The organism is Streptococcus parasanguinis (assembly GCF_009717775.1).
Lineage (GTDB): Bacteria > Bacillota > Bacilli > Lactobacillales > Streptococcaceae > Streptococcus > Streptococcus parasanguinis_AG.
Map to the genome: position 1 here is coordinate 266,611 of NZ_WMZF01000002.1, position 24,290 is coordinate 290,900.

The 24,290-nt window shown below is 41.7% G+C and carries 24 protein-coding genes and 1 riboswitch; of the genes, 23 read left to right on the plus strand and 1 reads right to left on the minus strand.

Annotated elements, in window-relative coordinates:
- The first annotated feature begins 9 nt into the window (after positions 1-9).
- From GMC92_RS05460 to GMC92_RS05535, 15 genes are all read left to right on the plus strand, one after another.
- Positions 10-1,638, plus strand: coding sequence for a putative polysaccharide biosynthesis protein (locus tag GMC92_RS05460; protein WP_070675059.1), 1,629 nt, complete (start codon positions 10-12; stop codon positions 1,636-1,638).
- Between the two features lie 139 nt (positions 1,639-1,777).
- Positions 1,778-2,875 carry a cystathionine gamma-synthase gene (locus tag GMC92_RS05465; RefSeq protein WP_070595297.1) on the plus strand — a complete coding sequence of 366 codons (1,098 nt, stop codon included), beginning with the start codon at positions 1,778-1,780 and terminating at the stop codon, positions 2,873-2,875.
- Position 2,876: 1 nt separating this feature from the next.
- Positions 2,877-4,040: a MalY/PatB family protein gene (locus GMC92_RS05470; protein WP_070588765.1), complete on the plus strand. Its 1,164-nt coding sequence runs from the start codon at positions 2,877-2,879 to the stop codon at positions 4,038-4,040.
- 35 nt (positions 4,041-4,075) lie between these two features.
- A riboswitch (M-box (ykoK) riboswitch) is annotated at positions 4,076-4,233 on the plus strand.
- Between the two features lie 207 nt (positions 4,234-4,440).
- Positions 4,441-7,101, plus strand: a complete 2,661-nt coding sequence (mgtA, locus tag GMC92_RS05475; protein ID WP_070588766.1) for a magnesium-translocating P-type ATPase — start codon at positions 4,441-4,443, stop codon at positions 7,099-7,101.
- A gap of 219 nt (positions 7,102-7,320) precedes the next feature.
- Positions 7,321-7,950 carry a uracil phosphoribosyltransferase gene (gene upp / locus GMC92_RS05480; RefSeq protein WP_003005574.1) on the plus strand — a complete coding sequence of 210 codons (630 nt, stop codon included), beginning with the start codon at positions 7,321-7,323 and terminating at the stop codon, positions 7,948-7,950.
- A gap of 128 nt (positions 7,951-8,078) precedes the next feature.
- Entirely contained in the window at positions 8,079-8,669 is a 591-nt protein-coding gene (clpP, locus tag GMC92_RS05485; RefSeq protein WP_021153673.1) for an ATP-dependent Clp protease proteolytic subunit ClpP, read from the plus strand.
- Positions 8,670-8,946: 277 nt separating this feature from the next.
- Positions 8,947-9,225: a DUF2129 domain-containing protein gene (locus GMC92_RS05495; RefSeq protein WP_023918810.1), complete on the plus strand. Its 279-nt coding sequence runs from the start codon at positions 8,947-8,949 to the stop codon at positions 9,223-9,225.
- Positions 9,226-9,333: 108 nt separating this feature from the next.
- A complete protein-coding gene (locus GMC92_RS05500; protein WP_023918808.1) occupies positions 9,334-10,491 on the plus strand; it encodes an ABC transporter substrate-binding protein in 1,158 nt (385 codons plus the stop codon).
- Between the two features lie 81 nt (positions 10,492-10,572).
- Positions 10,573-11,442 carry a branched-chain amino acid ABC transporter permease gene (locus tag GMC92_RS05505; RefSeq protein ID WP_021153669.1) on the plus strand — a complete coding sequence of 290 codons (870 nt, stop codon included), beginning with the start codon at positions 10,573-10,575 and terminating at the stop codon, positions 11,440-11,442.
- 3 nt (positions 11,443-11,445) lie between these two features.
- Complete coding sequence (locus GMC92_RS05510; protein WP_003008278.1) at positions 11,446-12,393, plus strand: branched-chain amino acid ABC transporter permease; 948 nt, start codon at positions 11,446-11,448, stop codon at positions 12,391-12,393.
- Positions 12,393-13,157 (plus strand): ABC transporter ATP-binding protein, encoded by a 765-nt coding sequence (locus tag GMC92_RS05515; RefSeq protein ID WP_049491216.1) that lies wholly within the window; start codon positions 12,393-12,395, stop codon positions 13,155-13,157. Before GMC92_RS05510 ends, GMC92_RS05515 begins: the two co-directional genes overlap by 1 nt.
- Entirely contained in the window at positions 13,157-13,867 is a 711-nt protein-coding gene (locus GMC92_RS05520) for an ABC transporter ATP-binding protein (protein ID WP_003005434.1), read from the plus strand. The genes GMC92_RS05515 and GMC92_RS05520 overlap by 1 nt, the downstream gene beginning before the upstream one ends.
- Before the next feature lie 443 nt (positions 13,868-14,310).
- Entirely contained in the window at positions 14,311-15,177 is an 867-nt protein-coding gene (locus tag GMC92_RS05525; protein ID WP_155199939.1) for an Rgg/GadR/MutR family transcriptional regulator, read from the plus strand.
- Between the two features lie 209 nt (positions 15,178-15,386).
- Positions 15,387-16,625 (plus strand): MFS transporter, encoded by a 1,239-nt coding sequence (locus GMC92_RS05530; RefSeq protein ID WP_155199940.1) that lies wholly within the window; start codon positions 15,387-15,389, stop codon positions 16,623-16,625.
- A 150-nt stretch (positions 16,626-16,775) separates the two neighbouring features.
- Positions 16,776-17,432, plus strand: a complete 657-nt coding sequence (locus GMC92_RS05535; RefSeq protein WP_003005183.1) for a CBS domain-containing protein — start codon at positions 16,776-16,778, stop codon at positions 17,430-17,432.
- 41 nt (positions 17,433-17,473) lie between these two features.
- Here the strand turns inward: GMC92_RS05535 and GMC92_RS05540 are convergent, their stop codons facing one another.
- Entirely contained in the window at positions 17,474-18,361 is an 888-nt protein-coding gene (locus tag GMC92_RS05540) for a YitT family protein (RefSeq protein ID WP_023918800.1), read from the minus strand.
- Positions 18,362-18,510: 149 nt separating this feature from the next.
- On the opposite strand from GMC92_RS05540, the gene tmk reads away from it, so the two are divergent.
- From tmk to GMC92_RS05580, 8 genes are all read left to right on the plus strand, one after another.
- The gene (gene tmk / locus GMC92_RS05545) at positions 18,511-19,149 is read left to right on the plus strand and encodes a dTMP kinase (protein WP_049472085.1); all 639 of its coding nucleotides are present in this window, start codon (positions 18,511-18,513) and stop codon (positions 19,147-19,149) included.
- A complete protein-coding gene (locus tag GMC92_RS05550) occupies positions 19,146-20,039 on the plus strand; it encodes a DNA polymerase III subunit delta' (RefSeq protein WP_155199941.1) in 894 nt (297 codons plus the stop codon). The genes tmk and GMC92_RS05550 overlap by 4 nt, the downstream gene beginning before the upstream one ends.
- Before the next feature lie 9 nt (positions 20,040-20,048).
- A complete protein-coding gene (yabA, locus tag GMC92_RS05555; RefSeq protein WP_003005416.1) occupies positions 20,049-20,369 on the plus strand; it encodes a DNA replication initiation control protein YabA in 321 nt (106 codons plus the stop codon).
- Positions 20,370-20,371: 2 nt separating this feature from the next.
- Entirely contained in the window at positions 20,372-21,229 is an 858-nt protein-coding gene (rsmI, locus tag GMC92_RS05560; protein WP_155199942.1) for a 16S rRNA (cytidine(1402)-2'-O)-methyltransferase, read from the plus strand.
- Positions 21,230-21,246: 17 nt separating this feature from the next.
- Complete coding sequence (locus tag GMC92_RS05565) at positions 21,247-21,828, plus strand: GNAT family N-acetyltransferase (RefSeq protein ID WP_155199943.1); 582 nt, start codon at positions 21,247-21,249, stop codon at positions 21,826-21,828.
- Complete coding sequence (locus GMC92_RS05570) at positions 21,812-22,303, plus strand: methylated-DNA--[protein]-cysteine S-methyltransferase (protein WP_155199944.1); 492 nt, start codon at positions 21,812-21,814, stop codon at positions 22,301-22,303. Before GMC92_RS05565 ends, GMC92_RS05570 begins: the two co-directional genes overlap by 17 nt.
- A 5-nt stretch (positions 22,304-22,308) precedes the next feature.
- Positions 22,309-22,662 carry an arsenate reductase family protein gene (locus GMC92_RS05575; protein ID WP_155199945.1) on the plus strand — a complete coding sequence of 118 codons (354 nt, stop codon included), beginning with the start codon at positions 22,309-22,311 and terminating at the stop codon, positions 22,660-22,662.
- Between the two features lie 84 nt (positions 22,663-22,746).
- Positions 22,747-24,288, plus strand: a complete 1,542-nt coding sequence (locus GMC92_RS05580; protein ID WP_155199946.1) for an ABC-F family ATP-binding cassette domain-containing protein — start codon at positions 22,747-22,749, stop codon at positions 24,286-24,288.
- Positions 24,289-24,290: the final 2 nt, after the last annotated feature.

The following is a 24,290-nucleotide window of genomic DNA, read 5'->3' on the forward strand; positions in this document are numbered from 1 at the left end:
AGGACACCAATGAGTCACGAACAAAATGACCAGCAAGCCCAGATGCTACGCGGGACTGCCTGGATGACAGCCAGCAACTTTATCAGCCGTTTGCTAGGAGCCGCTTATATTATTCCTTGGTATATTTGGATGGGAAAATATGGGCCACAAGCCAATGGTCTTTTTACAATGGGCTACAATATCTATGCTTGGTTTCTCTTGATTTCGACAGCCGGAGTACCCGTAGCCGTTGCCAAGCAAGTAGCCAAATACAATACCCGAGAACAAGCCGATCATAGTTTTGCTTTGATTCGGGGTTTCTTGAAGTTCATGGGAATTCTAGGCCTTGGATTTGCCATTCTCATGTATCTTTTGTCTCCTGTCTTTGCTAGTCTTTCAGGTGGGGGAAAAGAGTTGATTCCGATCATGCAGAGCCTTTCTTGGGCTGTCTTGATCTTTCCTTCCATGAGTGTCATCCGGGGATTTTTCCAAGGTTTTAACAACATGAAGCCTTACGCCATTAGCCAGATCGCTGAACAAGTGATCCGGGTCATCTGGATGTTGCTCACGACCTTCTTCATTATGAAGATTGGCTCAGGAGACTATGTGCAGGCTGTGACGCAGTCGACCTTTGCGGCCTTTATCGGTATGGGAGCGAGCCTTCTGGTGCTCTTTTATTACCTTGCAAAGACAGGCTTGCTCTCTTCTATTTTTAGAAAGCAAGAGGGAAGTGAAGGGATTGACACTCGGGCTCTCTTGATCGATACGATTCGGGAAGCTATTCCTTTTATCATTACTGGTTCTGCGATTCAGCTCTTCCAAATTGTTGACCAGATGACCTTTATCAATGTCATGTCTTGGTTCACAGACTATAGTCAAAAGCAGCTCATGGTCATGTTTAGTTATTTCTCTGCTAATCCAAACAAAATTACCATGATCTTGATAGCAGTAGCGACTTCGATTGGGGGAGTTGGGATTCCTCTGTTGACAGAGAATTATGTGAAGGGGGACCTAAAAGCAGCTGGGAAGCTCGTACAGGATAACTTGACCATGTTGCTAGCTTTCTTGCTTCCAGCCACCTTTGGTGCAGTAGCAGTCGCAAAACCACTTTATACGGTTTTCTATGGGCAACCAGATAGCTTGGCCTTAGGACTCTTCATCGTAGCGATGTTGCAGACGGTAATTCTCGGTCTTTACACGGTCTTATCGCCAATGATTCAAGCCCTCTTTCAAAATCGCAAGGCCATCCGCTACTTCTTTTATGGTGTAGTGGTGAAATTGGTCCTACAAATTCCATTTATTTTGGTCTTTCGTTCTTATGGGCCGCTTTTGTCAACGACCATTGCCTTAATGGTGCCAATCGTTCTCATGTATCGGGAGATCCAAACCATTACTCAGTTTAATCGAACCATCATCTTCAAGCGGACCTTGCTTGGTTCTATCCTGACTGTAGTGATGCTACTTGGAGTCTTGATCGCAGGCTTGATTTTGGGCTGGATTTTCCCACCAAATGGCCGTGTATCGAGCATGATTTATATCATCGTCATAGGCGGATTAGGAGTTGCTATTTATGGAGCCTTAGGATTATGGCTACGGTATTTTGACCGCTTTATTGGAGGTCAAGCTGCACGTCTCAGACAAAAATTCCGGATTAAATAAATCAGAGGTTGGGTAAAAAGTGCCCAGCCTTTTCTTATAGTTTGAAACTATAGCTAGGTCTTGAAAATGGGAAAACCGCTCTCCTCATAATAGTGATAAAATAGTAAGCAGTTAGATTGAATGTTTATCGGAGGGCAATATGAGTAAAAAACGCAATATCAATACTATCTTGGCACAGGCAGGAATCAAGTCGGATAAAGCAACGGGAGCTTTGACGACTCCTTTGCATTTCTCTACGACTTACCAACACCCAGAATTTGGTCAGTCTACAGGTTTTGACTATACCCGTACGAAAAATCCAACACGCGCAACAGCTGAGAAAACTTTGGCAGCTATCGAAAGTGCAGACTATGCTTTGGCGACAAGCTCTGGAATGTCAGCTATTGTGCTTGCTTTTAGCATTTTCCCTGTTGGTTCAAAAGTCTTAGCCGTTCGTGACCTTTATGGAGGTTCTTTCCGCTGGTTTAACCAACAAGAGCAAGAAGGTCGTTTCTCTTTCACCTATGCCAATACGGAAGAAGAACTGATCCACCATCTAGATCATGGTCCGGTGGATGTCCTCTATATTGAAACACCAACCAATCCATTGATGTTGGAATTTGATATTGCTCATTTAGCCAAATTGGCCCATGCAAAAGGTGCCAAAGTCGTGGTGGACAATACCTTCTATAGCCCGATCTATCAACGCCCGATTGAAGAGGGAGCGGATATTGTTCTTCATTCAGCAACCAAGTACCTGGCTGGTCACAACGATGTCTTGGCTGGTGTTGTCGTGACAAATGATGCAGACTTGTATGACAAACTCTTTTACAATTTGAACACGACAGGTGCTGTTCTTTCCCCATTTGACAGCTATCTGCTGATCCGTGGTCTCAAAACGCTCTCTATCCGGATGGAGCGCTCCACAGAGAATGCTCGCAAGGTGGTCGAGTTTTTGAAAACCTCCCCTCAGGTCAAAGAAGTCCTCTACACTGGAAAAGGTGGAATGGTCTCCTTTAAAATTCAAGATGAGAAAAAAATTCCTAACTTGTTGAATTCCCTTCAAGTCTTTACCTTTGCAGAAAGCCTTGGCGGAGTTGAAAGTTTGATCACTTATCCTACCACCCAAACTCACGCGGACATTCCTGCAGAAGTTCGTCATTCATACGGTTTGACAGATGATCTTCTTCGGTTGTCCATCGGAATCGAAGATGCGGATGATTTGATTGAAGATTTGAAACAAGCATTGGAGGCTTAAGATGACCAAATATGATTTCACGACTTTACCGAATCGCTTGACCCACCATACCTACAAATGGAAAGAAACAGAGACCGATCCAGAAATCATTCCAGCTTGGATCGCGGACATGGATTTTAATGTCATTCCAGAAGTACGAGAAGCTGTTATCGGCTATGCAGACCAAATGGTCTATGGCTACACCTATGCATCGGATAGCCTCTACCAGTCTATCCTTGATTGGGAAAAAGAAGAGCATGGCTATTCCTTTGACAAGGAAGCTGTCGTCTTTATCGAAGGCGTTGTTCCAGCTATTTCAACAGCTATTCAAGCCTTCACCAAGGAAGGGGATGCTGTCTTAATCAATACACCGGTCTATCCTCCATTTGCCCGAAGTGTCAAACTCAATCGTCGAAAATTGATCGAAAATTCATTAGTTGAAAAGGATGGTCTTTTCCAAATTGATTTTGATCAGCTGGAAAAAGATATTGTGGAGCAAGAGGTTAAACTCTATGTTTTGTGTAATCCGCACAATCCTGGAGGCCGTGTATGGGATTGTGAAGTCTTGGAAAAAATCGGCCACCTTTGTCAAAAACATGGTGTCCTTCTCGTTTCAGATGAGATCCACCAAGATTTGGCCTTGTTTGGCCACCGTCATACCAGTTTTAACACGGTTGATCCAAGCTTTAAAGATTTCAGTTTGATCTTAACTAGTGCTACCAAGACTTTCAATATTGCAGGAACAAAAAATTCCTATGTGGTCATTGAAAATCCAAAACTTCGTACAGCTTTTAAACAACGGCAATTGGCTAATAATCAACATGAAATCTCAGGCTTAGGGTATATTGCTACAGAAGCGGCTTATCGTCATGGCAAGCCTTGGTTGACAGAGCTCAAGCAAGTCTTTGAAAAACACATTGACTATGTCGTAGATGAATTGCATGAAAACACTAAAATCCGTGTCATGAAGCCCCAAGGAACCTATCTTCTTTGGTTGGACTTTTCAGCCTATCCTTATAGCGATGATGAGCTGCATGCTAAAATCCATGACCAAGCCAAATTGATTTTGAACCGTGGAACAGATTTTGGAAAAGAAGGAAACTTGCATGCCCGCCTCAATGTGGCAGCTCCCTTCACCCTCATTGAAGAAATTACCAAACGTTTGGTGGAAACTTTTCACAAATAAGTGTTGACTTTCTGTAAGTGAAGGAGTACAATAAACTCGAAATACGGTAGGTGAGGCTACCACAAGGATACGGATGACTACCGCAAAGCAGTGGAGACACTACTCGTTGGTCAACAGTCCTGATCGCAAAGGTCAAGACTAAGCTCATTTCATTGCCTTGTGGAGCTAAAGCTTGGACGGTCAGTTTTTTGAGAGTTTTGATTGAAAAATAAATGACGAGTTTCATGAGTCCTACCGATCGAGGGTAGGACTCTTTTTTATGCCTTACCAAGAAAAGAGAAAGGAGAGAGCTATGATACAAATCGACGATCATCCCGAACCGCACCGAACCAGCCAATCGCTGATTTGTGTCGTAGGGACTCCAAAAGTGATTGGCTCCTGATTGAAAAAGGAGATACCAATGCAAACAAATAAAGAAAGACTCATTGCTGCCCTTCAAGAACCACTTGAAAGCACCTTTGCCGACTACAAAACCAGTGCCCTTGGTTTAGTTGACGATCAAGTAGAAGAAAACCGCGATATTTATGGCGAAAATGTCATCACAAAAGGTCAAGAAGATTCCATGATCAAAAAGATCTATGAATCGATTATCAATCCTTTTACGGTGATTTTGTTGGTCATTGCGCTGGTTTCCTTCATCACTAATGTCTGGCTAGCAAAACCAGGTGAACAGGATCCAACGACCTCTATCATCATTGTGATCTTGGTCTTGATCTCAGGTGGGATCCGCTTCATTCAAGAATTGCGGAGTGATAAAGCTGCCAGCAACCTATCACGTATGATAGTCAATACAGCGACCGTTCTGCGTGATGGGTCGGAACAAGAAATTCCGATCAATGAAATCGTCGTAGGAGATGTGATCAAACTGAGTGCTGGCGACATGATCCCAGCAGATGTGGTCTTGATTGATTCCCGTGACTTCTTTGTCCAACAATCTGGTCTCACAGGGGAAAGTGATGCTGTTGAAAAGGTTTGTCTCAGAAAAGCCGACAGTCAGAATCTAGATAGTCTCTTGGAGAGTGAAAGCTTGGCCTTTATGGGAACCAATGTCATCTCCGGACGGGCGACAGCCTTGGTCTTGGTCGTGGGGGATGAAACCATGATGGGTGCTATTGAGCAAACCATCAACACCTATGACGAACCAACCTCATTTGAGAGAGAAATGAATACCATCTCTTGGCTCTTGATTCGGCTCATGTTAGTGATGGTGCCCGTTGTCTTTGTGATCAATGGTCTCACAGATGGTGACTGGTTAGAAGCGGGTGTCTTTGCCCTCAGCGTTGGGGTTGGTTTGACTCCGGAAATGCTGCCGATGATTATTACAGCGAGTCTTGCTAAAGGCTCCATCATCATGGCAAAAGAAAAAGTCGTTATCAAAAAACTCAATGCCATCCAAGACCTTGGGGCTATTGATATTTTGTGTACAGATAAGACAGGTACCTTGACTCAAGATGAAATCGTTTTGGAGTATCCGCTTGATATCCATGGCGAATTGGATCTATCAGTTCTTCGTCGGGCTTACTTGAATTCCTATTTCCAAACCGGGCTAAAAAATTTGATGGACCGAGCGATTATCAATCGGACCCAGAAAGAAGCCAAGAAACATGAGATTGTTCGCGATCTGGATCAAACCTTCCATAAGATTGATGAATTGCCCTTTGATTTTGAACGTCGTCGCATGAGTGTCATTGTCAAAGACGAAGACGGTGTGGTCAGCATGGTGACCAAGGGTGCCTTGGAAGAAATGCTTTCTGTATCGAATTATGTTGAGTACAAGGGGGAGATTAAACGCCTGACAGATGAAGTCCGTCAAGAGGTCCTCGCTGAAGTTGCTCAGTTAAATGAACAAGGTCTTCGTGTTTTGGGCGTCAGCTACAAAACCGACTTGGACGAAAATGACATCTTTAGTGTTGAAGATGAACGAGACATGATCCTAACCGGTTACCTTGCCTTTCTTGATCCACCAAAACCTTCTGCAGCTCCAGCAATCAAAGCTCTTGCAGAATATGGGGTAACCACCAAGATCTTAACTGGGGACAATGAAAAGGTCACCCAAGCTGTCTGTGAAAAAGTAGGACTAGATGTCGAGCGGATTCTTTTGGGAAGCGAAATCGATACGATGACTGACCAAGAGTTAGCACAAGTTGTGGAAACAACAACGGTCTTTGCCAAATTATCACCCGATCAAAAAGCGCGGATCATCCTCTGCCTCAAGAACAATGGCCACAAGGTGGGTTACATGGGAGATGGGATCAACGATGCTCCATCCATGAAGGTCTCAGACGTTGGGATCTCCGTGGATACCGCTGTGGATATCGCCAAGGAAACGGCAGATGTCATCCTTCTGGATAAGGACTTGATGGTCCTTGAAAAAGGTTTGGTTGAAGGTCGCAAGGTCTATGCCAATATGACCAAGTATATCAAGATGACGGTCTCTTCTAACTTCGGGAACATCTTTTCTCTGCTCTTTGCCAGTATCTTTTTGCCTTTTCTTCCAATGGCTCCCGTTCATTTGATTGTGCTCAATCTTATCTATGATCTTTCTTGTATCGCCCTTCCTTTTGACAATGTCGACAAGGAATTCCTCAAGAAACCTCGTATCTGGGAAGCAAACTCTATCATGCGCTTTATGGCCTGGATTGGTCCAATTTCATCAGTATTTGATATTATTACCTACATGCTTCTTTATTTCCTTGTTGTCCCAATGATTTTAGGTCATGGCTACAACCATGGAGCAGCAGATGCAGCAGCCTTTATCATGGTGTTCCAAACTGGATGGTTTATTGAATCTATGTGGTCTCAAACCATGGTTATTCATATGTTGCGTTCACCAAAACTTCCATTTATCCAAAGTCGTCCAGCCTTCTCAGTCGTGGTGACGACTCTAGCAGCAGCCTTCTTTGTAACCTCCCTTCCATATAGTCCTTTGGCTTCTATCTTGAAGTTGAGCCAACTAAATGGATTGTACTTTGTTCTATTGTTTGCTATTATCGTCCTCTATATGCTTAGTGTGACGGTTGTCAAACGTATCTATATTAAGAAGTACAAAGAATGGTTGTAATTGATTGATAGAAAGAGTGAGTCCGAACTCAAAAAATTAAGTGTAAGGGCTCTCTTTTTTTTGTAAAATTTGGTATAATAAGAAGAATGTAAAGTTGGAAATGAAGATTTCCATGTGCTGTGAGTATCAAAGAGGGACTGAAAGAAAGAGTAGAGTTTGACTCCACTTTTATCATAGCTCTTTTTTGAATAATAACAGCTTAGAAAGAAGGATCTCAAAATGGGAAAATTAGAAGTTATTACACATCCACTGATTCAACACAAATTGTCTATTCTTCGTCGTACAGATACCTCTACGAAGGCCTTTCGTGAATTGGTAGATGAGATTGCTATGTTGATGGGCTATGAAGTGTTGCGTGAATTGCCTCTTGAAGATGTTGAGATTGAAACTCCTATTACTAAAACGGTTCAAAAACAAATCGCAGGGAAGAAGTTGGCTATTGTCCCAATTCTTCGTGCAGGGATTGGGATGGTTGATGGTCTCTTGAGTTTGGTACCAGCTGCTAAGGTTGGCCATATCGGGATGTACCGTGATGAAGAAACCTTGAAACCAGTTGAATACTTGGTGAAATTGCCAGAAGATATTGATCAACGTCGTATCTTTGTAGTAGACCCGATGCTTGCTACGGGTGGATCCGCTATTCTAGCGATTGATTCCTTGAAAAAACGTGGCGCTAGCCATATTAAATTTGTCTGCTTGGTATCAGCGCCAGAAGGAGTGAAAGCTCTTCAAGAAGCTCACCCAGATGTTGATATCTTTACAGCAGCCCTCGATGATCATTTGAATGAACATGGCTACATTGTTCCTGGTCTTGGAGATGCAGGTGACCGTTTATTCGGTACCAAATAAGAAACCATTCATGATTCGTCCGAAAGTTGCTTAAGATTTGACCTTTTTTGACCATTGGTTTATAATAGCACATATACTTTGAACCTCACGAATCGTGAGAATGAATGGATACTAAAGGAGAAGAATAGATGATTCCAGTAGTTATTGAACAAACCAGTCGTGGAGAACGTTCTTACGATATTTATTCCCGTCTGTTGAAAGATCGAATTATCATGGTAACAGGACCAGTTGAGGACCAAATGGCTAACTCCATTATCGCTCAATTGCTCTTCTTGGATGCCCAAGATAATACAAAAGATATCTATATGTATATCAATACCCCAGGTGGCTCTGTCTCAGCAGGTCTTGCCATTGTAGATACTATGAACTTTATCAAGTCAGATGTCCAAACCATTGTTATGGGGATGGCAGCTTCTATGGGAACTATCATCGCTTCAAGCGGTGCGAAGGGCAAACGCTTCATGTTGCCAAACGCTGAGTACATGATTCACCAACCAATGGGTGGAACTGGTGGTGGTACCCAACAAACCGATATGGCGATTGCAGCAGAACACTTGCTCAAAACACGGAATAACTTGGAAAAAATCCTTGCGGAAAATTCAGGTCAATCCATTGAAAAAGTGCATGCTGATGCGGAACGTGATAATTGGATGAGCGCACAAGAAACGCTTGAATATGGCTTTATTGATGAAATCATGGCCAATAATAAATTGGGTTAAACCATCCTGTAGGAAGGCTCGTCAAGAGGCTGGGACAAAAGTCCTAGCCTCTCAATTATTTTTGGATTGTCGAGCAAAACGCAGTGGTTGAGTGGGCTCTACTACGCTGATTTCATCAGCTTTTACAGCCCTACTCAACTGTGCGGAGGTGGGACGACGAAATCGAATTCTAAGGAATTACCGATTTCTGTCCCACTCTCTTTTTTGCTCTCATAAAAGAGTAGTTCTTTTTCTTGAAATTTGATATACTAGTAACAGAACGAGAAAGGGATTGACCATGTTTGAGAAACAAGAAAGAACAGGCTTGATTGTAAAATTGTATTACAATCGAGACGGGAAAAAATTACAATCTGTCGGAGATGTCTTGTACCATTCTAAGAAATGCCGTTATGTCCAATTGTATGTGGACAGCGACAAGGCCGATCAAGTCATGGAAGACTTAAAGAAAGAACGTTATGTCAAAAAGGTCTTGCCTTGCCATCTCAAAGATTTAGATACAGATTTTGTGGGGAGTTTGCAACGATTGGAGACCCCATCTGTGGTCACAGAAGTTTAGAAAACGCAATCATTTGATGGATTGTGCTTTTTTTATTGACAATTGTCAGATAATTCGGTATATTCTTAATGTATTTAATTTAAGATTCATTTAAGGAGATCATTACAAATGAAGAAAAAATTTGCTCTTTCATTTTTAACCATTGCAAGTGTCGCTCTTCTTGCTGCTTGTGGTGAAGTTTCTACTTCTGGTTCAAACACAACTGGTAACGAAATCGGCAAGGAACTAAAAGTCGGTTTTAACTTTGAAAAAACTGGTGAAGTAGCAGCCTACGGTAGCGCTGAACAAAAAGGTGCTCAATTGGCCGTTGATGAAATCAACGCTAAGGGTGGAGCTGATGGCAAAAAGATCGTTGTCACAGATAAAGATAACAAGTCTGAAACAGCTGAAGCAGCTACAGTCACTACAAACCTTGTCACTCAATCAAAAGTGAACGCTCTTGTTGGACCTGCAACTTCAGGTGCTACTGCAGCAGCCGTTGCCAATGCTGGTAAAGCAGGTGTGCCATTGGTTACACCATCTGCAACTCAAGATGATTTGACAAAAGGTCAAGATTACCTTTTCCGTGCAACCTTCATCGATAGCTTCCAAGGAAAAATCATTGCCAAATACACAACTGATAACTTGAAAGCGAAGAAAGTCGTTCTTTACTACGATAACTCATCTGACTATGCGAAAGGGATTGCTGAAGCCTTCAAGAAATCTTACAAAGGTGAAATCGTAGCAACTGAAACCTTCCAATCTAAGGATACAGACTTCCAAGCTGCCCTTACAAAAATCAAAGATAAAGACTTCGATGCGATTGTTCTTCCAGGTTACTACACAGAAACTGGTAAAATCGTAAACCAAGCGCGTGGTATGGGAATCAAACAACCAATCATTGGTGGTGATGGATTTAGCGATGCTAAGTTCGTTGAACAAGCAACACCTGCTGCAGCTACAGACATCTACTACGTAGCTGGATTCTCTACTGAAGGTGAAATGACTGATAAAGCCAAGAAATTCGTAGAAGCTTACAAAGCGAAATACAATGAAGAACCTTCAATGTTCGCAGCTTTGGCTTATGATTCAGTTTACATGGTTGCAGAAGCATCTAAAGGTGCTAAGAACTCTGTCGAATTGAAAGATAACCTTGCGAAGTTGAAAGACTTGGAAGGTGTGACTGGTACAATGTCAATTGACAAGAACCACAACCCGGTTAAATCAGCTCTTATGATTGGCTTGAAAGATGGTAAAGTCAAATCAGTTGAGTCTGTTAAACCATAATTATCATTTGTTGTTTGTACAAGAGGCTGGGAGAATGAAAATTCCTGGCCTCGCTCTTTATTGTTAGAAAGGATGGTTCAAATGCTCCAGCAATTAGTGAACGGTCTAATCTTGGGAAGTGTCTATGCACTCTTGGCCCTTGGTTATACCATGGTGTATGGAATTATCAAATTGATCAACTTTGCCCATGGAGATATCTACATGGTAGGTGCCTTTATGGGATATTTCTTATTGAACTCGTGGAAAGTGAACTTCTTTGTAGCCTTGCTCCTAGCCATGGTTGGGACGGCTATTTTAGGGGTTGTAATTGAATACCTGGCTTATCGTCCGCTTCGTCATTCGACTCGGATTGCAGCCTTGATCACAGCCATCGGGGTTTCTTTCTTGCTAGAATATGGGATGGTCTTCTTCGTAGGGGCCAATACCCGTTCCTTCCCGCAAGTGATTAAAACGGTTCGTTACAACTTCGGTCCTATTTCAATCTCCAATATTCAGTTGATGATCTTGGGAGTGTCTGTTTTCTTGATGGTCGCTCTTCAATTTATTATTCAAAAGACAAAGATGGGGAAAGCCATGCGGGCTGTATCTGTCGATAGTGATGCTGCTCAATTGATGGGGATTAACGTAAACCGTACGATCAGTTTTACCTTTGCTTTGGGATCTGCCTTGGCAGGTGCTGGTGGTGTCTTGATTGGTTTGTATTACAACTCGATCGAGCCTCTGATGGGGATGACACCAGGGATCAAAGCATTTGTCGCAGCCGTTCTTGGAGGAATCGGAATCATTCCAGGTGCTGCCCTAGGTGGATTTGTTATCGGTTTGTTGGAAACCTTCGCTACAGCGATCGGTCTTTCAGACTTCCGTGATGCCATTGTGTATGCCATCTTGATTGTGATCTTGCTCATCCGTCCAGCAGGTATCCTCGGTAAAAATGTGAAAGAGAAGGTGTAAGCCATGAAACAAAATTTAAAAGTGAATTTAGTCTGGCTTGGTCTTTTGGTCGCAGGTTTTGCCTTGATCCAAGTCTTGGTTGCAGCGGGTGTGCTCAACCTCTTCTATATCCAAATTTTAGAACAAATTGGAATTAATATTATCCTTGCAGTTGGCTTGAACCTCATTGTTGGTTTCTCAGGTCAATTCTCACTCGGCCATGCCGGATTTATGGCGATTGGTGCTTACTCTGCAGCCATTCTTGGTTCCAAATCACCAACCTATGGGGCTTTCTTTGGCGCGATGGTTTTAGGTGCTTTGATTGCTGGTGTCGTTGCCTTGATCGTTGGGGTTCCAACCCTTCGTTTGAAAGGGGACTATCTCGCGATTGCGACACTTGGGGTTTCTGAAATCATCCGGATCTTGATCGTTAATGGTGGTACTCTAACAAATGGTGCTGCTGGGATCCTTGGTTTGCCAGCCTTTACAACTTGGCAATTGGTTTACCTCTTTGTTGTAATTACAACGATCTTTACGATTAACTTCTTACGCAGTCCAATTGGACGCTCTACCCTTTCTGTTCGTGAAGATGAAATCGCGGCAGAATCTGTTGGGATCAATACGACCAAGGTCAAAGTCATCGCCTTTGTATTTGGTGCGATCACAGCGGCGATTGCTGGATCTCTCCAAGCCGGCTTTATCGGCTCTGTTGTCCCTAAAGATTACTCTTTCACCAATACTATTAATGTCTTGATCATTGTCGTATTTGGTGGTTTGGGATCAATGTCAGGAACAGTTGTGGCAGCCATCGTCTTGGGTATCTTGAACATGGTGCTTCAAGACTTCTCAAGTGTACGTATGATCATTTACTCATTGGCTTTGATTCTCGTGATGATCTTCCGTCCAGGTGGTCTTCTTGGAACATGGGAATTCAGCTTGAAAAAACTACTCTCAAAAAAGGAGGCTAACTAATGGCACTTCTTGAAGTAAAAAACTTAACAAAAAACTTTGGTGGTTTGACAGCCGTTGGGGATGTGACCATGGAACTCAATGAAGGAGAATTGGTTGGTTTGATCGGCCCCAACGGTGCCGGTAAAACAACCCTCTTCAACCTACTAACAGGGGTATATGAACCAAGTGAAGGGACCATTACCTTAGATGGTCAGCTCCTAAATGGTAAAGCACCTTATAAAATCGCTGCAGGTGGTCTGGGACGTACTTTCCAAAATATTCGTCTCTTTAAAGATTTGAGCGTGTTGGACAATGTTTTGATTGCCTTTGCCAATCACCACAAACCACATGTCTTTGCGAGTCTTTTCCGCTTGCCAAGCTATTACAAGAATGAAGAAGCTTTGAAAGCGAAAGCTCTTGAATTGTTAGCCATTTTTGGTTTGGAAAAAGAAGCAGATACCTTGGCCAAAAACTTAGCTTACGGACAACAACGTCACTTGGAGATCGTTCGTGCCCTTGCTACAGAGCCAAAAATCCTCTTCTTGGATGAACCTGCTGCAGGGATGAACCCTCAAGAAACAGCAGAATTGACCCAATTGATCCGTCGCATTCAAAAAGAATTCAATATTACGATTATGCTGATCGAGCACGATATGAGTTTGGTCATGGAAGTAACGGAACGGATCTATGTATTGGAATATGGTCGCTTGATTGCTCATGGAACGCCAGATGAAATCAAGAACAACAAACGCGTAATCGAAGCATATCTAGGAGGTGAAGCCTAATGTCTATGTTAAAAGTTGAAAATCTTTCTGTACACTATGGCATGATCCAGGCTGTCCGTGATGTCAGTTTCGAGGTAAATGAAGGGGAAGTTGTTTCTCTTATCGGTGCTAACGGTGCTGGGAAAACATCTATTCTTCGTACCATTTCAGGTTTGGTGCGTCCAAGTGCTGGGAAAATCGAGTTTTTGGGTCAGGAGATTCAAAAGGTTCCTGCTCAAAAGATTGTAGCAGCAGGACTCTCTCAAGTTCCAGAAGGCCGCCACGTCTTTCCAGGCTTAACTGTTATGGAAAACTTGGAGATGGGAGCTTTCTTGAAGAAAGATCGAGAAGAAAACCAAGCTAACTTGAAGAAAGTCTTCTCCCGTTTCCCACGTTTGGAAGAACGGAAGAACCAAGATGCAGCAACCCTATCTGGTGGGGAACAACAAATGCTTGCAATGGGTCGTGCACTTATGTCGACGCCAAAACTCTTGCTTCTGGATGAACCTTCAATGGGATTGGCCCCAATCTTTATCCAAGAAATCTTTGATATCATCCAAGATATCCAAAAACAAGGGACAACTGTTCTCTTGATCGAGCAAAATGCCAACAAGGCTCTTGCCATCGCAGACCGCGGTTATGTTTTGGAAACAGGGAAAGTCGTTCTTACTGGAACAGGAAAAGAACTCTTAGCCTCAGAAGAAGTCCGCAAGGCTTACCTTGGTGGATAAGTTTTCTAAAGTTTGTTTGAAAGGAAAAGTTAGCTAAACCTTTCTTCGGATTGCTGACAAAGATAATTTAGAAACTTTCCTTAGGTGAGTATGGACGTCAGCGAACTTCGAAGAAGTTCCATGACTTAGTTTTGAGCCTAAGGTCTCAAAACTCCCGAGTACTAGAAACATTAATGTTTCTAGCACTTTTCTCACGGCGGAAAGTTTCAATATACTCCCAAATGATTCAAAAAATAGCATAATTTCTATTATGAAGAATTATTAATCTTATATTATAGGAAAGATGGTTTTACAATATTCGAAAGAAAGGTCCTGAAGGCCTTTCTTTTTTCATTTTTACTGGCTGAGATTTTTTCTTAGTAAAATAATTTAAAATATATAATTTCCTTTATTAATTTGGTAAAATAAACGTAATTACTAATGACTGAAATGGATTATAAGTTATGCATATAGATCGAAAAATTCAATTGGGTGAATTATATAAGGAACTAAGAATTGCCAGAGGCTTAAAACAAAAGGATGTTGCTAGGAAAGGATTGAGCATAGCACAATTGTCTAAATTTGAAAATGGGCAAACGATGTTAAGTGCTGATAAATTATTAATAGCGATAGAATCAATCCACATGACTTTTGAAGAGTTTGGCCATAAATTAAATAATTATGAATTACCTAAAGATATTATTTTAGGTAAGAAGATCTCCACTTTATTTTTGAAACAGGATATTAAAGGATTAGAGTCTCTATTAACCGAAGTATTACAGAGTGAAGAGACGGATCGATATCAAAGAATTCAGTCATTCATTATTGAAAATGCGATACATTCATTAGATCAAAACTATGAAATAAATATAGAAGATAGAAAAGTATTGGTAGATTATCTATTTTCAATTGAATCTTGGACATGGTTTGAATTATATGTATTTGGAAATACAATGACTTTAATTTCAGATGAAGATCTATTATTTTTTGGAGATCAGCTTGCGGAAAGGACTAAAGATTATAATTTTCTTAAACACAATTTAAGTTCTTTAAAATTAACGTACATAAATTTAATTGGTGAATTAATTTTAAGAAAAATTGATACTCAAGTTCCATTGTTTATACTCGAGCTAGAAAAGCTTCTTTTCCCATATGATATGCTAGAAATCATGTTGTTAAAATTTTTAAAATTAGTAAATGGTTATTTAAAGTCAAAAAATTCTAAAAAGGAAATTAAACAATTTATAGAGTCTCTTCGAGTTGTTGGTGATAGTCAACTGATTAATATTTTAGAGGTGAAATTGGACCAGTTTGGAATACATATAAATTAGGCAAAAGATTAGATGTATGAGATAGGATATTTCATATTTGAAACTCTGTTAAATATTTAAAATTTAGTAGTAAACTATATTTAGATATAACAATTAAATTCTTCGATATTTTGTTAATTCATATAGAAGAATAAAATGATTCTAATAATAAATATTTTTATTAGAATTTAAGTCATGTCTATTAAGTATCTACTAGGAAGGTATTGCAGATGAAAGTCTTTTTTAGAAATATATTTTTTAGGAATCTAGTGTTGTCTAGTTTCTTTGATGATTTAGGGTCAACTATTTATAATCTTGTTTTTGTAGTTTTTGCAGCAAGTATGGAGAATAGTAAATTGGCGGTTGGTGTAGCGAGTTTTATACAATATATTCCAACGATTTTTGCTCTTTTTATTGCAATGCAGGCTGACAAAACAAAGAATAAGAAATTGTGGTTGCTATTATTAGGATATATACAAGCAATATTATTTATTATGGTTGCGTTCTTATCGAAAGAAAGTTCATGGCTAGTTTTCTCAATTGTATGTTTCATTAACATCCTATCAGATTGTATTGCAGAGTACAGAAGAGGCCTAGTGTTACCTATGTTTCAGTCCCACATTCCTGAAGAAGAACTGATGGAAGCGTACTCTTTTGATCAAGTAATTAGTCAAATAACTTTGATTTCTGGTCAAACTTTGGGAGTTTGGTTACTAACGATTTCTCATAATAATTTCTTCTTTTTAGCTACAATAAATGCTATAAGTTTCTTATTATCATCGATGGTGTTGCTAAAAATCCAAAGACAATTGACACATCCAGAAGTTAATTATTCACCAGAAAATGGGTTTATCTCACAAATTAAGAACCTTTACAAAAATAGTAAAAGTATATTTAAATATCAAGAGAAAGTACGTTTTGGTCTAATGATTTTTTCAATTTTAGGATTAAATTCGCTAGGCAGTGCTATTTTAATAATGTACAATTTGAAATTTACAGAAATAACTCCCTTTGGTTTATCTTTTGCTCAGTCGGTGTTTTTACTTCAAACAATATTATTTGTTTCAGCCCTAATTGGTGGAATGACCCCTAATGATTATTTTTCTAAGCTTTCACTTATTAAAATACTTCAAATAGATAGTGGATTATTAATTTTAATAGGAATATGTGGTTGGATAAATGGTTTGGAAATTATTTCCTTTAGTGTGTTGGCATTCATGATGTATCTTAGTAGTAAGGTAAATCCCAAATTAAATAGTCTATTAATGGCAAAACTTCCACCGGAAATTCTTGCACAAACTAGTAGTTTTTTTAAGGTTATATCAGTATTATCAATGCCATTAGCAACTATTTTGTTTACAAGTTTATCCATTTGGAACTTTCAGTTTGCTTGGGGTGCATTCTTATTATTATCTATTGTGGTATTTGTACTTTCCTTATTTTCTAATAAATCGGTTACTAGTGACTAAGATTAGTTTGCAAGATTTAAATGTTGAATAAAAAGGTACGTGTGTTTGATTTTTCTAAATTTTGAAAACAAGAGAAAACTGCTGAAAGCGTTTGAAATCATACTAAAAATCAAGTATAATAAAACTAGTAAAAGCATAGGAGAACTTGTTATGGCTGTTAAAGATTTTATGACACGTAAAGTGGTTTACATTAGTCCAGATACTACAATTGCCCACGCGGCAGATTTGATGCGCGAACAAGGTTTGCACCGTTTGCCAGTCATTGAAAATGATAAATTGGTTGGTTTGGTGACAGAAGGTACGATTGCAGAAGCAAGTCCATCTAAAGCAACAAGCTTGTCTATTTTCGAGATGAACTATCTGTTGAACAAGACCAAGGTTAAAGATGTCATGCTTCGCGATGTCATTACCGTCTCTAAATTTGCGAGCTTAGAAGATGCTACCTACCTCATGTATAAGAACAAGGTGGGAATTCTTCCAGTCGTGGACAATGACCAAGTATCCGGTGTCATCACAGACCGTGATATTTTCCGTGCCTTCCTTGAAGTATCGGGCTATGGAGAAGAAGGAGTTCGTGTTCGCTTTGTGACTGAAGATAAGGTTGGCGTTTTAGAACAAATCATTCACTTGATTGTAGAAGAGGGGTATAACATCGCCAATACAGTCAATATCCCAACCAAAGACGATCGTGTCGTTATCGAAGTTCAAATTGATGGGGTGACAGATCTAGAAGGAATCCGTAGTAAATTTGAAGCCAACGGTTTGAAAGTTGATGAAATCACTCGAACAACCGCAAAAGCAATTTAATAAAAAATCAGGCTGGATGACAATCCAGTCTGATTTTTCTATTAACGGTTAATGGGTTGTTTTTCTTTATCTAAAGTGAAGCCTTCGCCGAGAATTTCATGGGCTTCAGAAATGGTGATGAAGGCGAATGGATCGATCTGATTGATGATGTCTTTCATTTGTTTCATCTCATTCCGTGAAACGACACAGTAGACGATATCTAAGTCCTTACGGCTGTAATAGCCCATCCCGCGGATAAAGGTAATCCCGCGACCCAGATCGTCGGATACTTTTTGGGCAATTTCTTCTGGTTTAGAGGTGACGATAAGGAAGCCTTTTCCAGCAAAACCACCTTCTCCAATCAAGTCGATCACAAGGGTGTCAATCAGGATAAAGAAGAGGGTATACATAGCCGTACGGACATCTTGGAAGACAACGACAACAGTTATCAGAACAATGGCATCTACAATCAACATGAGTTTTCCCATACTGAGGGAAGTGTATTTGTTAAAGATGCGAGCGAGGATATCTGTTCCTCCAGTAGTTCCACCGGCATTGAAGATAATCCCTAGACCTAAACCAAGGACAACCCCTGAGGCGATACAGGCAAGCAGAATATCTCCTTTAAAGGCTGTAAAGATAAAGTGATGGTAGCGGTGGCTGAGGGGTATGGCTTCAAAAATCGCCATCCAAGCGGAAACCGAGAAAGTCCCCAGTAAGCTCAGGTAAAGAGATTTCTTGCCCAGCAGTTTCCAAGCCAGAATGAAAAGAGGGATATTGATTAGCAAGTTCATGATGGATACGGGGATTTTGAAGAGGTAATAGGTGATCAAGGTAATCCCTGTCGCTCCTCCTTCATAGAAGTGAAAAGGAATGACTAAAAAATAGATCCCAAACGAAAAAATGCCGGCCCCCAAGATGATAGCCAGAATATCTTTAAATTTAAACATGATAGGTTGTCTCCTAAAACTTTATAAGAACATTGTAACAAAAAAGTGAAAAAATGAAAATGACTTTGAAAAATTTTCTCTCCTAAAATACAAGATTTTTACCCTTATTTTTGGTAAAATAAAAAGAAGAAAACTAGAAAGAGGATACTATGGTAAACGGTACATTAATTTCATTTGAAGGTCCAGAAGGAGCGGGGAAATCATCGGTCCTAGAAGCCGTTTTGCCTCTACTTGAAGAAAAAGGAATTCCTTTTATTACAACCCGTGAACCAGGCGGTGTAGACATTGCAGAAAAGATCCGCCAAGTCATTTTAGATCCAGACCATACTAGTATGGATGCCAAGACCGAGTTGTTGCTCTATATTGCTAGTCGCCGGCAGCATTTGGTGGAACGTGTCTTGCCAGCCCTAGCAGCTGGGAAGATCGTCTTGATGGACCGCTTTATTGATAGCTCGGTCGCTTATCAAGGGTATGGTCGCGGTCTGAGTGTGGAAGATATCGAGTGGCTCAATCAATTTGCGACAGATGGTCTTAAACCAGATCTCACCCTTTACTTTGATCTGGATGTCGAAGAAGGGCTCGCTCGAATTGCCAAAAACCAAGAGCGGGAAGTCAATCGTTTGGATTTGGAAGGTTTGGAGCTTCACCAAAAAGTCAGACAAGGTTATTTGGCCTTGTACGAAAAGGAACCAGAGCGCATTGTGAAAATCGATGCCAGTCAATCCTTTGAAGCAGTCTTTGCGGATGTCTTGGCTGTTTTAGAAAATCGCTTGGGGATATTGAAATGAAGCTAGAAGAGATCCAACAGCTCCAGCCAGAATTGGTGGAGCGCTTCACCCAGATCTTGGAACACAAACAGCTCAGTCATGCTTATCTCTTTACGGGTTCTTTTGCCAGTTTTGAGATGGCCCTCTTGCTAGCTCAAAGTCAATTTTGCGAAGATTTGCAGGGAGTCTGGCCTTGTGGCAAATGCCGTTCCTGCCGCTTGATTGCTGAAGAAGAATTCTCAGACGTGAAAATCGTGCGTCCAGTCAACCAGATCATTAAGACGGACCGCATTCGCTCGCTGGTTCAAGACTTTTCTCAATCAGGATTTGAAGGAAGCCGGCAGGTCTTTATCGTCCAAGATGCGGATAAGATGCACACCAATGCGGCCAACTCTCTCTTAAAAGTCATGGAAGAACCCCAGAGTGAGATCTATCTCTTCTTGTTGACATCTGATGAAAACTTGATCTTACCGACCATCAAGAGTCGGGCCCAGCAGGTCCATTTTCCTAAAAAGCAAGCCTACCTAACCGAACTGCTAGAAAAAGAAGGCTTGATCAAATCACAGGCAAATTTAGTAGCTCGTTTTAGTTTTAGTCTCGAAGAGGCAGAGCAGCAAAAAAAGAATGCTACGTTTTTTGAGTTGGCTAAAGTTTGTGATCAGTTCATCGAACGTTGTCAATCCAATTTGAATCGTGCTTATTTGGAAGTGACCCGCTTAGTGAGCCTAGCAGATGATAAGGAAAAACAAAACCAGGCCTTTCGTTTGGTGGAGTTGGCTTTAGAAGAGCAGTTGCGCTTGAGTAGATCCCAGCAGTTGCTTGAGAAATTGAGTCTTGCTCGCAGGATGTGGAAGGCCAATGTTTCTTTTCAAAATGCTCTAGAATATATGGTTTTGAGCTTAGAAAGTTAAGGAGTCAGAATGAATAAAAAAGAATTATTTGATGCTTTAGACGGCTTCTCTCAGAATTTGTTGGTCACCTTGGCTGAAGTCGAAGCCATCAAGAAAAATTTGAAACAAGTCATCGAAGAAAATACAGCTCTTCGTTTAGAAAATGATAAATTGAGAGAGCGTTTGGGGGAAGTTGAGAAGACTTCATCCGCAAAGTCACAACACCATGGTCGTGAAAATTTGCAACGTATTTACAACGACGGTTTTCATATCTGCACTTATTCCTACGGTCAACGCCGTGAGAACGATGAAGAGTGTATGTTTTGTGACGAGTTGTTATTTAGGGAGTAAGCATGCAGATCCAACGAAGTTTTAAAGGGGAAAAGAAAACAGGGGTGCTTTACCTGGTTCCGACACCGATCGGTAATCGTGAAGATATGAGTTGCCGCATGGTCCAGACCTTAAAGGATGTGGACTTGATCGCAGCTGAGGATACTAGAAATACAGGCCTCTTGCTCAAGCATTTTGAGATTACGACACCCCAGACTAGCTTTCATGAGCACAATGCCATGGAGAAAATTCCTGATCTGATCGCCCATTTAGAATCCGGAAAGGATGTGGCACAAGTCTCAGATGCAGGACTCCCTAGTATTTCTGACCCTGGTCATGATTTGGTCAAGGCAGCGATTGAACGCGAGATTCCTGTCGTAGCTGTTCCTGGTCCTAGTGCAGGTATAACTGGTTTGATTGCCAGTGGCCTAGCCCCTCAACCTCATATTTTTTATGGATTTCTGCCTCGCAAAGAGGGGCAACAGAAGGCCTTTTTCCAAGAAAAAGTGGCCTATCCGGAGACTCAGATCTTTTATGAATCGCCCCATCGAGTGAAGGCAACCCTAGAGAATATGTTGGCTGTCTATGGGGATCGTCCTGTCGTCCTGGTTCGTGAATTAACCAAGATCTACGAGGAATATACTCGTGGTAGTATTTCTGAGTTAGTCGCATTTCTTGAAGAAAATCCCCTCAAAGGGGAGTGCCTCTTGATCGTCGAAGGAGCCAAGGAAGAAGAGCTAGACCTAGAAGAGGTCGACTTGATCCAAGAGATAGATACCTTGGTCCAAGAGGGCATGAAGAAAAATCAAGCAATTAAACAGGTCGCCAAACAATACGGCCTGCAAAAGAGTGAGCTCTATGCTCGTTACCATCAAGACTAGGAAAGGTTGGAAGCAGGATGGAAATTAGAATGGCTTATCCCAACGAGATTAAGCGAATTATGGAAATCATCCAAGATGCCAAGGAAAGCCTGGCTCAAAGACAGGTCGATCAGTGGCAGGATGGCTATCCAAATGAAGAGATCATTTTTGAGGATATTCTAGAAAGTCGTGGCTATGTGGCCGTTGAAGATCAGGAAGTTGTCGCCTATGCAACTGTCTACAAGGGAAATGAAGCGGCTTACAATGAGATTTATGATGGCAAGTGGGAGCATGACAACTATATGTATGTCACTTTTCACCGTGTCGCTGTAGCCAAAGAAGCTGCTGGCAAAGGGGTGGCTCAGACCTTCCTTCAAGGTTTAATCGAAGGGGAAAAAGGACCGGATTTCCGTTGCGATACGCACCCAGATAATCTGGTCATGCAACATTTGCTTGAAAAATTGGGCTACCATTATTGTGGGAAGGTCCCTATTGATGGCGTCCGTCTGGCTTATCAAAAGATCAAACGAAAAGCAGAAACTAGTCTATTCCAAGTGGTCTCAGAAGAAGACCGCTGGGACCAAAGAGCAGAAGCGGCCTACAATGACTCTCTATCTTAAACAATTTTATGAAAGCCCTATGGGGCTTCTTTCGATCATTGTCAGTGAAGAAGGCCTTGTAGAGCTTGATTTTTATGATCCGAAAGAGGAGGCGCCTGATCCCTATGGGGCGCTGGAGCAGGTCCATCCCTACCATGAAAAGGTGAAGGAGTGGTTGGACCACTATTTTGCGGGCGATCCAATCGCTATCAGTTTTCCACTAGCACCGCAAGGGACAGCCTTCCAAGAGCGGGTGTGGCAGTTATTGCGAGAGATCCCATATGGTGAGACCAAGACCTATGGCCAGCTGGCCCAGGATCTTTCTTGTGGTTCAGCCCAGGCCGTGGGACAGGCTGTCGGACGCAATCCCTTGACGATCTTAGTCCCTTGTCACCGTGTGATGGGAAAAGATGGACAACTAACAGGCTATGCGTCTGGACTTGATCGCAAACGCTGGCTCTTACACCATGAAGGAATTACCTGGAAGGAGAAATAAAATCGATGTATACCTTTATTGAATACCCAAAATGTTCGACCTGTCGAAAGGCTAAATCAGAATTGGACGGTCTCCAATGTGAGTTTCAAATCCAAAACATTGTCACAGAAACACCGACTAGCCAAGAATTGCAAGACTGGATGGCAGCTTCTGGCCTACCGATCAAGTCTTTCTTCAATACTAGCGGAATGAAATACCGGGAACTCGGTTTGAAAGATAAGGTGGATCAACTGACAGTGAAAGAAGCGGCGGATCTCCTTGCTTCAGACGGTATGCTGATCAAGCGGCCTCTGCTTGTTAAAGACGGAAAAGTTGTTCAAGTGGGCTACCGGAAACCATACGCAGACTTAGGTTTGTAAAAGAAAAGGGAGTTGGGCTCCCTTTTCATTTTGTAGTGAAGATGATATAATCATACGAGTGAAATCAATGAAAGAGAGTCAAGCATGAGTATTTTAGAAGTGAAAAATTTGAGTCACGGTTTTGGGGACCGTGCGATTTTTGAGGATGTGTCTTTCCGTTTGCTAAAGGGAGAGCATATCGGCCTTGTCGGGGCCAATGGTGAAGGAAAATCGACCTTCATGAGCATCGTGACCGGTAAGATGCAGCCAGACGAAGGAAAGGTCGAGTGGTCTAAGTATGTGACTGCTGGTTACCTGGACCAACACGCTGTCCTAAAAGAAGGACAAACGGTGCGCGATGTCTTGCGGACGGCTTTTGATGAGTTGTTCACAGCTGAAGCTCGGATCAATGACCTCTATATGGCCATGGCAGAAGAGGGAGCTGATGTCGATGCTCTCATGGAAGAGGTTGGAGAACTCCAAGAACGTCTAGAAAGCCGTGATTTTTATACCTTGGATGCCAAGATCGATGAAGTGGCGCGTGCTCTTGGGGTCATGGACTTTGGGATGGAGACGGATGTGACCTCCTTGTCAGGTGGGCAACGGACCAAGGTTCTCTTGGCCAAACTCCTCCTTGAAAAACCTGATATCTTGCTACTAGACGAGCCGACCAACTACTTGGATTCAGAGCACATTGATTGGCTCAAGCGCTATTTGCAAAATTATGAAAATGCCTTTGTCCTCATTTCCCACGATATTCCATTTTTGAACGATGTGATTAATATCGTCTACCATGTGGAAAATCAGCAGTTAACCCGCTATTCAGGAGACTACTACCAATTCCTTGAAGTCTATGAAATGAAGAAGTCGCAATTAGAAGCGGCTTATGAGCGTCAGCAAAAAGAAATTGCTGATTTGAAAGATTTCGTAGCCCGTAATAAGGCGCGTGTAGCTACACGGAATATGGCCATGTCTCGTCAGAAAAAGCTGGACAAGATGGAACTCATTGAACTGCAAAGTGAGAAACCAAAGCCATCCTTTGACTTTAAAAATGCCCGTACTCCGGGACGCTTTATCTTCCAGGCCAAGGATCTCCAGATTGGGTATGACCATCCTTTGACCAAGCCTTTGAACCTAACGTTTGAGCGCAATCAAAAGGTAGCCATCATCGGTGCCAACGGGATCGGGAAAACCACTCTCTTGAAGAGCTTGCTAGGAATCATTCCACCGATCGCTGGAGAAGTAGAACGTGGAGATTACCTAGAACTTGGCTATTTCGAGCAAGAGGTCGAAGGAGGCAATCGTCAGACGCCACTTGAAGCAGTCTGGAATGCCTTTCCGGCTCTCAACCAAGCAGAGGTCCGTGCAGCCCTTGCCCGCTGTGGCTTGACCACCAAGCATATCGAAAGTCAAATCCAGGTCTTATCCGGTGGAGAGCAAGCCAAGGTACGTTTCTGTCTCTTGATGAATCGTGAAAACAATGTCTTGGTCTTGGACGAACCGACCAACCACTTGGATGTGGATGCTAAAGATGAATTGAAACGGGCCCTGAAAGAATACAAGGGATCGATCCTTATGGTTTGCCACGAGCCAGACTTCTATGAAGGCTGGATGGACCAAATCTGGGACTTTAATGAATTGACTTAAAG